Below are 11,426 nucleotides of genomic sequence, written 5' to 3'. Positions count from 1 at the left end.
CCTCGAAACTCCGTTCGTCCTGAGCCTGTCGAAGGGCGTGTACTCCGGCCTCGATATCTTGCCAGTCATCCTTCAACTCCGCTCAGGATGAACGGAGACCGAGTTTAAGATGTCGGAATTAATTAAGGACGATTCCTAAGAGGCATATCAGATGATGACCGATAAGACAAAACCACTACATATATATTAATTAATAATACTTTAATTCTGGTTAATTTTTGAGAAATCGCCTAAAAATAGCCAAGTAATAAAATACATTAATCAATATGTTGTATCCTGTCCAATTGGTTATTACAAAGTATAGATGCTGAATAGTTAGCCTAACAAAAAGTCTTTATGCCAGACGCCGGGCAGTTTTAGGGTGCCCGAGAATCAACCCAAAGACATAAACGACAGTTTGCTGGTTATCAGTAAGATTCATAAGGTTCTGATTCATAGCCGGATTCATAACCTTCATCTTCATAAGAGCGACCAGTGCTACCTTTCTTGTGCTCTTTCTCTTTTTGAATTCTCTGATAAATCTCTTCCCGATGAACAGCAACTTCTTTCGGTGCGTTAACACCGATACGCACCTGATTACCCTTTACACCCAGAACTGTGACAGTGACCTCGTCCCCAACCATAAGGGTCTCTCCTACGCGGCGAGTCAGAATCAGCATTTCAATCTCCTTATTTACATCTCTGTTAAGTCTACAACCGTCAATTCTGAGCACGCTGTTAAATTGGTTAGAAGCTGATGAAATCACCTGGAATGGTTGCGTGAAATTACACGACACAAGCCAAAATTAAGACAATAGTTCATCTGAGTTACTTGACCTTTAAACTGCTTGAGTACTCAGTTCAAAGTAATATAGTATATGCCAGCTTAACCATTCATGCTTAAGAATTATTCAGCAAACCCAGTCTAGTCACCAAGTTCAAGATTTCCATTCGTATTTCTACCTGCCGGAAATGATTTGATGACTTGATGATCCTGCTCGTTCCCTGCCTGCAAAGGTGGAATCGGAACAGACAGCCCCCTCGCAGGGATCAGAATTTTAGTTTATATGTAGATTTAGACCCCATTATCTTCCGTTGGTTCCCTGTCTAGCTCAAAAGCTGAGTGGAGCGCCCGAACAGCAAGTTCCAGGTATTTCTCTGCAATGATAACTGAGACCTTGATTTCGGACGTTGAGATGATCTGAATGTTAATCCCTTCAGCCGCCAGCGCTTCGAACATCCTGGTGGCTACCCCCGCGTGGGAGCGCATGCCAACGCCTACAATCGAAACCTTGGCGATTTTCATATCACCGTGGTATTCACGGGCTTCAAGCTCTGCAACAATCTGCTCAACCACCACTTTTGCCCGATCATAATCATTACGATGAACGGTAAAGGTGAAATCGGTGGTCTTGTCCGCAGCGGTATTCTGGACAATCATATCCACTTCAATATTGGCACGGCTGACCGGACCCAGAATCCGCGATGCCACACCGGGAATATCGGGTACACCCTTAATCGTTAGCTTGGCTTCATCTCGGTTGAATGCGATGCCGGAAACTACCGGTGACTCCATGGCGATACCCTCATCCAGTGTAATCAGTGTTCCAGGACCATCCTGGAAGGTATGCAGAACTCTCAGGTTAACATTGTATTTGCCCGCAAACTCAACGGCCCTGATCTGCAGGACCCTGGAGCCCAGACTGGCCATTTCCAGCATTTCCTCAAAGGTGATCTTGTCCAGACGACGGGCCCCCTCAACCACCCGCGGATCAGTGGTGTAAACACCATCGACATCCGTGTATATCTGGCATTCATCCGCCTTCAGGGCAGCCGCCAGAGCTACCGCTGTGGTATCCGAACCACCCCGGCCCAGGGTGGTGATATTATCTTGTTCATCACGCCCCTGAAAACCGGCAACTACGACCACTCGCCCCAGCGCCAGGTCCCTGACGATACGTTCGGTATCTATCCGCTTGATGCGGGCCTTGGTATGGGCACTGTCAGTCACAATGGCTACCTGGCCACCGGTATAGGATGTGGCAGGACAGCCCCGCTCATTCAGGGCCATACTCAAAAGAGCAATGGTCACCTGCTCGCCCGTGGACAGAAGAACATCCATCTCCCGTGGCGTCGGCTGTGACTGCATGGATCGGGCAAGCTCCACCAGTCGGTTGGTTTCACCACTCATGGCGGAAACCACCACGACTACGTCGTGCCCCTGTTCGCGGAACCCTTTGACCTTATCAGCAACCCCCTGAATGCGTTCAGTGGTGCCTACTGAGGTGCCGCCAAATTTCTGTACTATCAGCGCCATCTTGTTCGTTCTACTTCAATCAGCCATAACCTGTGGTCAAGCTTTCCTGTACCAGCTCCCTGCTGCAACGCCCAGAAAAGTTTAGAGAACCCGGGAGGCTGTCCAAGAATAGGCTGACCGGCTGCGGCTGCAATAAATTGGCCTAAAAATTCCTGTTTGTTCGTCAAATAGCCCCGCTATTCTCCATAGAGTCAGAAATTTTTAGCCTCAATTTCTCGTTCAGCGTCCCGGTCACTCAGGGAGGAGCCGGACAGCACAAGCTGCCATCTCTATCATTCAGTCGACGGCAGAATGTACCATGAATCGCCTCCGGGTGTATGCCCCGAAGCAATAAAAAAACGGGCTGCCAAATCAACCCGTTTTGACAGTTACCGGTCAGAATCGCTAACAACCTTGTCCAAATCCCTTACAATTGAGCTTCCAGCCACCCCTTAATAGACGACATTGCTTTTTCAAGATGTTCCGGCTGAGAACCACCGCCCTGGGCAAAATCAGGACGACCACCGCCTTTGCCACCCAGCTGCCCAGCCACCATCTTCAGCAGATCACCCGCCTTGACACGACCGGTCAGATCTTTGGTCACACCGGCAGCCAGAGAGACTTTGCCATCCGTTTTGGTGGCCAGCAAAACGATGCCGGAGCCCAGCTTGTTCTTTAGCTGGTCAACCATGTCACGCAGTGATCTGGGATCCACCCCCTCAAGTTCTGTGGCCAGCAGTTTAACGCCATGCACCTCTACCGACTGAGACACCAGATCAGAACTGCCAGCACTGGCCAGCTTCTGCTTCAGTTGCTGCAGCTCTTTTTCCAGACTCTTGCCCTGGGCAATCAGTGCCTGCAATTTGGCGTGGAGATTGTCCGGTTTGGCTTTTATCATACGACAAGCGTTGTCCAGCTCGGCAAGGCACGTCTGCACAAACGCGTCAGCGCCAGCCCCCGTCACCGCTTCAATACGGCGGATACCGGCGGCAATACCACTTTCCGCTGCAATTCGGAACGTCCCAATATCTCCGGTGCGACTGGCGTGAATACCGCCACACAGCTCGATGGAGAAGTTATCGGTCCCCATGGTCAGTACCCGCACCTGGTCATCGTACTTCTCGCCGAACAGCGCCATGGCACCCCTGGCTTTTGCAGCGTCCATATCCATCAGTTCAGTCTGTACCAGGGTGTTGGCACGAATCTGCTCATTCACCAGCTGCTCAATGGCTTTCAGTTCTTCCGGCTTGACCGCTTCCGGGTGGGAGAAGTCAAAGCGCAGACGCTCCGGATCAACCAGCGAGCCCTTCTGGGTGACATGATCACCCAAAACCTGTCTCAGGGCCCCATGTAGCAGGTGAGTTGCCGAGTGGTTCAGTGAGGTAGCATGACGCTTGTCAGCATCAACATCGGCGGATACTTCATCGCCAGACTTCAGTTCACCGCAGACCACTTCCACAATATGGAGGTGGTGATCACCCTGCTTGCGGGTATCTACAACACGAACAGAACCAGTGGCAAAATTCAGCAGGCCGGTATCACCCACCTGACCACCGGACTCGGCATAGAATGGCGTCTGTTCCAGGACAACCGTTGCCTGCAGGCCTTCGCCGATCTGTTCTACCTGCTCACCACCGACAAACAGGGAGTGAACGCGTGCCTGACCTGCCGTGCTCTCGTAGCCGGTAAAGGCGGTTGAGCCTTCAATCACCAGCTGGTCGTTGTAATCAACACCAAACTTGCTGGACGCGCGAGCCCGTTCACGTTGAGCCTCCAGTGCTTGTTCAAAACCCGCAATATCCACTTTCAGCCCACGTTCCCGGGCAATGTCTTCCGTCAGGTCTGCCGGGAAACCGTAGGTATCATACAGCGTGAACAGTGTGTCACCGCAGATCACATCCCCCTGCCCGCTCGCCTGCAGAGCAGTAATACTCTCTTCCAGCAGTTTCATCCCTTTATCCAGGGTACGGGCAAACTGTTCCTCTTCCTGCAGCAGGACCCGTTCAATTTGTACCTGGTTTTTCGCCAGATCCGGATACGCCTCGCCCATCACCTTCACCAGTGAACCCACCAGCTTATAAAAGAAGGACTCCCTGGCCCCCAGCTTGTGGCCATGACGGCAGGCACGACGGATAATACGGCGCAGCGTGTAGCCCCGGCCTTCATTAGACGGCATAACGCCATCGCTGATCAGAAAACTGCAGGAGCGGATATGGTCGGCAATCACCCGCAGGGAGGCTTCTGTTGTGGCAACGCCACCCAGGATATCAGAAGCATCGTTCAGCAGTGTCTGGAACAGGTCAATCTCGTAGTTGCTGTTGACATGCTGCATCACTGCAGCAATACGCTCCAGGCCCATACCGGTATCAACCGATGGTTTGGGCAGTGGTTGCATGTCACCGTCGGCCTGACGGTTGTATTGCATGAATACGATATTCCAGATTTCAATAAAACGGTCACCGTCTTCTTCCGGGGTACCCGGACGGCCACCCCGGATTTGGTCACCGTGATCATAGAAAATTTCGGTGCAGGGACCACAGGGGCCCGTGTCGCCCATTTGCCAGAAATTATCGGAAGCGTAAGGCGCTCCCTTGTTGTCGCCAATGCGGATAATATCCTCCGGGGCAACACCAATGTCGTTTAACCAGATATTGTAGGCTTCATGGTCAGAGGCATAAATGGTGACGCAAAGACGCTCTTCAGGCAGCTTCAGCGTGCCGGTCAGAAAGTTCCAGGCAAAATGGATCGCTTCTTTCTTGAAGTAATCACCAAAGCTGAAATTACCCAGCATTTCAAAGAAGGTATGGTGCCGAGCGGTATAACCGACGTTGTCCAGGTCATTATGCTTGCCCCCGGCACGCACACATTTCTGAGAAGTGGTGGCACGTTTGTAGTCACGTTGCTCGCGACCCAGAAAAGTGTTTTTGAACTGGTTCATCCCGGCATTGGTAAACAGCAGGGTTGGGTCGTCATGGGGTACCAGCGAGCTACTGGCAACCACTTCATGGCCGTTTTCCCTGAAGTATTCCAGAAAAGCAGAACGTATTTCTTTAGTCTTCATATACAGTTCCCACCGGGGGAGTTATCACTTGACAGCCATGAGCGGAAAAGGCCGCCCACGCCCAAACACGAAAATGGCAACAAAATCACAATGGCAGCATTTTCATGGTAAATTTACGCAAAGCGAGGATTATATAGAAACAGCAGAAAAAAATGATCACTTTGCCCGATCATTAACGGGCTAGTTACCGGGTTTTCTCACTACGATTATGAGGAAGACAAAGCGGCGTATATCTGGCTCCTGGAGAATCCCCGCTGGGCCAGGAAGCGGGCTTGCCGGGCTCTCTCTTTATTGCCAGGAGCAGAGGCTCCAAACTTTCGCTCTTTCACCGCTTTGGCCAGTTCATCCCAGTGGTCGTCCTGCTCCAGCAGGTATTGACCGATCAACTCGCTATCAATTCCCTTCTGAAACAGCTCCGATTTAATACGAACCGGACCGAAGCCTCGCTGTTGACGACTATAGACATAGCTTTCAACAAAACGGTCATCACTTTGCAATCGCTCTTCGCGCAAGCGGTTAAGCGCGTCAACAACCAGTGCCTGGGGAAAACGGCCCGAGAGTTTTCGGGCCAGTTCACTAAAACCGTGTTCCCGCCGGGCCAGAAGATCCATGGCAGCCCGACGGACATCGTTTACCGATTGAACAACTGCCGCAGACATTCAATCAGTCCGCCAGCAGTTCGTCCTGCTGCACGCTTGCCGCTGCATCGTCATCTTTTTTGCCAGCATCTTTCCCGGCTTCAGTTGCGGCTTTTTTTGCGGCGTCTTTCTCCGGCGTGCTCATTAACTCTTCACGAATCGTGACTTCGATTTCCGCCGCCACTTCCGGATTATCAGAAAGGTACTGGGCAGCATTGGCCTTACCCTGACCAATCTTGGTTCCCTTATAGGCATACCAGGCACCGGACTTGTCCACCAGCTTCAGCTTGACACCCAGATCAATCACTTCGCCCATATGGTAGATACCCTGACCATACAGAATCTGGAACTCAGCCTGACGAAATGGCGGTGATACCTTATTCTTCACCACTTTGACACGGGTTTCGTTCCCGATAACCTCATCGCCCTGCTTCACAGAGCCGGTACGACGAATGTCGAGACGCACAGAAGAGTAGAATTTCAGTGCGTTGCCACCGGTCGTGGTTTCCGGGTTGCCGAACATCACACCGATCTTCATACGGATCTGGTTTATGAAGATCACCATGCAGTTAGTTTGCTTGATGGAACCGGTCAGCTTACGCAGGGCCTGAGACATCAGACGGGCCTGGAGCCCAACGTGGGAGTCCCCCATATCACCTTCAATTTCTGCCTTGGGTACCAGGGCAGCGACAGAGTCAACAACGATGACATCCACGGCACCGGAACGGACCAGCATATCGGTGATTTCCAGCGCCTGTTCACCGGTATCCGGCTGGGAGACATACAGGTCATCCACATTCACACCCAGCTTACCCGCGTACTGGGGATCCAGGGCATGCTCCGCATCAACAAAGGCACAGGTGGCCCCCTGCTTCTGCGCCTGGGCAATAACACTCAGGGTCAGCGTGGTTTTACCGGACGATTCAGGACCGAAGATTTCAATGACACGGCCTTTGGGCAGACCGCCAATACCCAGGGCGATATCCAGTTGCAGGGAACCGGTGGAAATCGCAGGAATCGCTTCCTGCTTCTGGTCGCCCATCCGCATGATGGCACCTTTACCAAACTGTCGGTCTATCTGGCCAAGTGCTGCTGCCAGCGCTTTTTTTCTGTTATCATCCATTTTTCACGCCCTCAGTTCGATGCTGACTTCTTCAGGAACAGCTCAATAAAAATACTGTACATTTAAACATATACTGGATATTTGTCCAGTATATTTGTTACTTCGATTGGAACGAAGCTTTTTCAGGTTAACGTTTCAGGTCAATAGGGTCAGAACACCCTGCAATGCCTTGACAACCGTTTGCGCCCTGATTTGATCCCGATCACCCGCAAGATGAAAGTGCCTGGCGGCTGTTTCCTGCCCAGTACTCCAGGCAATCCAGACGGTTCCCACAGGCTTTTCCGGTGTCGCGCCGCCGGGTCCGGCAACGCCGGTCACGGCCAGGGAAATGTCGGTTGCCAACAGCTTGCGGACACCCCGGGCCATGGCGATAGCGACCTGTTCACTGACAGCACCGTATTTATTCAGCAACACTTCCGGCACATGAAGGAGATGCGCCTTTACGCCATTGGCATAGCAAATGACACCGCCATCAAACCAGGAAGAGCTACCGGGCAATGCAGTCAATACATGGCCAATACCACCACCGGTACAGGATTCCGCGATAGACAGGGTCCAGCCCCTGGACATCAGGAGTTCAGCAATTTCACTGACAATAGCGGACGTAGCAGAATGCAGTGTAGGTTCCATGGTCACTCGCCAGTGCGGTTATCAGAAGAGCCAATCAGGATGGGATGTTATAACACGAATAGGGGAAGTCTTCACACGTTATCATCGAATACCCCACAGCAATGTTGTCCAGGGAAACCTTGTCCTGAAAAATCCCGGGCAAGGCATACCCTCCGGTTATTCGAACGCCCTGAGGCTTTCCACCGTTATGGCATAGACAACGTCAGTGTATTCGGAGGTATTATTTTCAACCCTGATCACCCCTTCCAGCCAGTAGGGGGTGTAGCCCGCTTCTGTCACTTTTATGCCCTGGTCATAGCGAACAAAAATGGTCTGATTGGGGGGCGGTGGCGGTACATGAATACAGGCACCCAGGGTTGGGACCAGCAACAGCTCAGTGGCTGATTGATCCTTGCCAATATTCAGTGGCACCAGATAACCGGGAATTTTGACCCGTTGCAGATTCACACTGTCTACCGGAATTTTGCCCAGCGCCTCAACATATTCTATAGCCTCTTCCTGACTGATTTCACCGGCCTCATATTTGCGGACAATTTCCTCATCCACCGGCGGCATCAGGTCATCCCAGTTAATCTCTCTGACGGGAGGTTTTTCAGGGCTTGCAATCTTCGCAGCCAAGGCAAAATCCGCCAGCATAAAAGGTAGTATAAGCACCACGACCAGCCAGCCTGGGCGTTGTCTTCCTGCTATCATTGTTCGCTCTCCTACAGCCTGACCGTCAGACCATCCGCTAATGAATGCTTATAGGCTCGCCAGGCAGGCACTGCACCCAATATGGTCGCCGAGACAATAATAGCGACCGCCAGAATCAACTCATAAATACCCGGTAACCCAATGGTCATGTGCAAACCCAGCTGCATTGGCAATACCGGTTGAATGGCGAACAGCATTCCATACATCAGCAGGAAGCCCAATAGGGTGCCCGTGATGGCATAGATCAGGGATTCGGTTATCATCAGGGTAAAGATATGCCCGGGTCGGGCCCCGACTGAACGGAGAATGGCCATCTCTCTGCGCCGTTCATTCAGTGACGTCAAAATGGTGGTCAGCATGCCAACCAACCCGGCAATCACCACCATCACGGAAACCGCCAGCAATGCCTTTTCAGCCGAACCCACCAATTGCCAGAGCTCCCCCAGGGCAACACCCGGTAAGATCGCCGTCAGTGCCTCATGACGATACTCATTCACCGCCCGCTGATACCGAAAGGCCGCCACCCGGGACTTCAAACCAACAAAATAGGCGGTTATGCTGGATGGTTGCAAATCCATGGCCCGTGCCCTATCGGCGGAAACCGAGAACAGGGCATTCGGCGCCGTCCCATTGACCCAGTCAACGTGCAACGCCTCAATGCCCTCCAGAGAGATCATTACCGCCCGGTCCATAGGGGTGCCAGTGGGCTTTAACACACCAGAAATCCTGAAGGGTTTATCCTGATGCGATTGCAGGCTTCGGCTTTCAACCCCATGACTGAGTACAATTTCCCGACCAACCTGATAACCAAGAACTGCCGCCACCTCAGAACCCATCACCGCATCATAGAGATCATCAAATGGCTTACCATTGCTGAAGTGAATGGGCTGATCATCACCATAACGAAAGTGCTCAAACAGGGTTTGAGCGGTACCCACCACGCGAAAGCCCTGATGGGAGTCTCCCAGGGCAATGGGGATAGTCCAGGCGACCGCCGGATTGGAGGACAACTCCTGGTATGTTTCCCAGGTGATGTTATTGGTGGCATTACCCAGATGAAACACCGAATAGAGCAGCAGGTTAAGTGAACTGCTGCGGGCACCGACCACAAGATCGGTACCGGACACAGTACTGGTAAAACTGTTCCGGGCCTCAACCCGAACCCTTTCCACGCCCAGCAGCAAAGCCACACTGATGGCAATGGAAAAAATGGTGAGCAATGCCGTGGTTTTCCGGTTACTCAGACTTTTCACCGCCAGATGCATTATTGACATCACATCACCTCCGGCTGGTCTACTGACCCTGGTCGATGCTGACTGGCCCGATTAATGTCATGCAAGGCAACAGAGCGATCAAACAAGGCTTCCAGGGCAGAGTCATGGCTGACAAAAACCAGCGTACTGCCAGCGGCCTCGCATTCAGCAAACAGCAAGCGAATAAACGCCTCACGGGTATCACTGTCCAACGCCGAGGTGGGCTCATCGGCGATCACCAGATCAGGACGGCCAATCAACGCTCTGGCTGCCGCCACTCTCTGCTGTTGGCCAATACTGAGTTCCGTCACTGGCCTGAGTAATAGCTGCGGATTGGTGAGTTCCAGATGGTTGAGCAGTCGAATCGCTTCCTGCCTGGCATCAACGCCCCTGGATTGCAGGTTGTCCCGGCGCATGCTGGCAAAACCCAGCGGCAGTGTGACATTGTCAACCACCGACAGGTAAGGGATCAGGTTAAACATCTGAAAGATAAAACCGATATGATCTGCCCGAAAATGATCCCGGCGTGCCGGGGAGAAACAACCAATGTCGTTTCTCAGCACCGAGACAGCACCGACAACCGGTGCAAGCACGCCGCCAAGAAGCCCCAGCAGCGTGGTTTTACCGGACCCTGAAGGCCCCCGGATAAACACCTTCTCACCCTGGTGGATCAACAGCTCCGGTATATCCAGAACTGCTGTTCCCGGCTGCCAGCCAAACTGGACATCCTTAATATGAATTACCGGTTGACCGAGACTGCTCATATCAGAAGCGCACCTCTGGTCGCTGACGGCTCATCTGACCGGCTATCTGGCCAGCATCGGTAAAGCCCTGAACTTGCAACTGCTCACTGTTGCCAAACCGCTGAAACAGCCGGGTAGAGATACTGTTGAGCCCGGCAATATTGGCACACTCATAAACATAAGTGGCGGCAATATCCATGTGTGCTGACTCATGGTGCTCATCGTGTGCCTGCTTCTCACGATGTGAGTCGTGGTGAGCGTGATGGTCATCGTGCCTATGCCTGCCATGGTGTGAGTCGTGGTGGCCACCATGGTTATGATGATCTTCTCCATGCTCACCGTTGACCGCCGCCGATGCCGCTTTCAAGGTACAAGACGCCGCTGGTGTAAAAGACCATAAATCACCTTTTTCAAGCGCCTGCAGGGCATCTTTAAGTTGCTTGCGCTGAACGTCCGAACGGATGGATTCAAAGCCAAGAATATCAAACCCCGGCGTTGCCAGTTCAATATGAACCTGACGACCTTCAATGGCAAAATTCAAATGACCGGCTCCATGTACATGGACATCGGCCTGTCGATATCCATCGGCGAAAAGACCTGATGAAACCATGGCACAGGCAACAACGGCCATTTTTAAAACGTGACGCATACACAATTCCTGAAAGAAAATAATCAATAAACCTTCTTGGTACAGACTTTATATCTTCTGCGATTCCTTTCGGTATAGCCCTCACCATGTTCTGAAAGGATCAGTACCCAATCTGAAAATGATAATTGTTATAACATAACAAATACCAAATCTCCAAAAGATGAAGCCAGAGTCTATTGATACGGTGTTTGATCAGGCATCAGGACCTGAACAGCACCGGATTATTTTACCTGAAAACCAAACATTGAGGTTGTTGTCAAAAGGCCATCCGACCCAATGGCTGAGGGGGTGGGTCCACTGCCACTCTAAGTAGCTAACCATATGAAATCATATATTTCTGACTCCTTGTGCTGGCACTGTG

At 51.9% G+C, this 11,426-nt stretch carries 9 protein-coding genes and 1 pseudogene; all 10 read right to left on the bottom strand.

The annotated features are described in order from the left end of the window. Positions 1 to 494 precede the first annotated feature (494 nt). Positions 495 to 659 (bottom strand): annotated as a pseudogene (gene csrA, locus KDK14_RS04825) (carbon storage regulator CsrA); the annotation flags it as partial. Positions 660 to 1,054: 395 nt separating this feature from the next. After that, the gene (locus tag KDK14_RS04820) at positions 1,055 to 2,296 is read right to left on the bottom strand and encodes an aspartate kinase (protein WP_257263884.1); all 1,242 of its coding nucleotides are present in this window, start codon (positions 2,294 to 2,296) and stop codon (positions 1,055 to 1,057) included. Positions 2,297 to 2,702: 406 nt separating this feature from the next. Beyond that, the gene (gene alaS, locus KDK14_RS04815; protein WP_373691031.1) at positions 2,703 to 5,336 is read right to left on the bottom strand and encodes an alanine--tRNA ligase; all 2,634 of its coding nucleotides are present in this window, start codon (positions 5,334 to 5,336) and stop codon (positions 2,703 to 2,705) included. 206 nt (positions 5,337 to 5,542) lie between these two features. After that, a complete protein-coding gene (locus KDK14_RS04810; RefSeq protein ID WP_257263883.1) occupies positions 5,543 to 5,995 on the bottom strand; it encodes a regulatory protein RecX in 453 nt (150 codons plus the stop codon). 4 nt (positions 5,996 to 5,999) lie between these two features. After that, positions 6,000 to 7,097 carry a recombinase RecA gene (gene recA / locus KDK14_RS04805; RefSeq protein ID WP_257263882.1) on the bottom strand — a complete coding sequence of 366 codons (1,098 nt, stop codon included), beginning with the start codon at positions 7,095 to 7,097 and terminating at the stop codon, positions 6,000 to 6,002. Between the two features lie 135 nt (positions 7,098 to 7,232). Continuing rightward, a complete protein-coding gene (locus KDK14_RS04800; RefSeq protein ID WP_257263881.1) occupies positions 7,233 to 7,727 on the bottom strand; it encodes a CinA family protein in 495 nt (164 codons plus the stop codon). A 156-nt stretch (positions 7,728 to 7,883) separates the two neighbouring features. Continuing rightward, positions 7,884 to 8,420, bottom strand: coding sequence for a DUF3299 domain-containing protein (locus tag KDK14_RS04795; RefSeq protein ID WP_257263880.1), 537 nt, complete (start codon positions 8,418 to 8,420; stop codon positions 7,884 to 7,886). An 11-nt stretch (positions 8,421 to 8,431) separates the two neighbouring features. After that, positions 8,432 to 9,694, bottom strand: coding sequence for an ABC transporter permease (locus tag KDK14_RS04790; protein WP_257263879.1), 1,263 nt, complete (start codon positions 9,692 to 9,694; stop codon positions 8,432 to 8,434). Further along, the gene (locus tag KDK14_RS04785; protein WP_257263878.1) at positions 9,694 to 10,437 is read right to left on the bottom strand and encodes an ABC transporter ATP-binding protein; all 744 of its coding nucleotides are present in this window, start codon (positions 10,435 to 10,437) and stop codon (positions 9,694 to 9,696) included. The genes KDK14_RS04790 and KDK14_RS04785 overlap by 1 nt, the downstream gene beginning before the upstream one ends. A gap of 1 nt (position 10,438) precedes the next feature. Next, entirely contained in the window at positions 10,439 to 11,065 is a 627-nt protein-coding gene (locus tag KDK14_RS04780) for a DUF2796 domain-containing protein (protein WP_257263877.1), read from the bottom strand. Between the last annotated feature and the right edge of the window lie 361 nt (positions 11,066 to 11,426).

This window comes from Endozoicomonas sp. ONNA2 (assembly GCF_024606365.1).
In the GTDB taxonomy this organism is placed as follows: Bacteria; Pseudomonadota; Gammaproteobacteria; order Pseudomonadales; family Endozoicomonadaceae; genus Endozoicomonas.
This window is presented reverse-complemented; position numbering and strand designations above follow the sequence as displayed.